The following is a 316-nucleotide window of genomic DNA, read 5'->3' on the forward strand; positions in this document are numbered from 1 at the left end:
GCCCTGGCCCGGGCCGGGCGCAAGGTCGGCCTCGTCGACGCCGACATCTACGGCCACTCGATCCCGGCGAAGCTCGCTGTCGCCGACGCCCGGCCGACCCAGGGCGACGACCTGAGCATGCCGGTCCCGACCCCGTCCGGCGTGTCGGTGATCTCCATCGGCATGCTCTAGCCGCGCCGCGACCAGGTCGTCGCCTGGCGCGGACCGATGCTCGACCGCGCGCTCGTGCAGATGCTCGCCGACGGCTACTGGGGCGACCTCGACGTGCTCCTCCTCGACCTGCCCCCGGGCACCGGCGACATCGCCATCTCGCTCG

At 73.7% G+C, this 316-nt stretch carries 1 pseudogene; it reads left to right on the forward strand.

Annotated features, from left to right (window positions below):
- Window positions 1-316: pseudogene (locus ACZYRU_RS26905) on the forward strand (P-loop NTPase); the annotation flags it as partial.

This window comes from Nocardioides sp. F233, assembly GCF_057813895.1.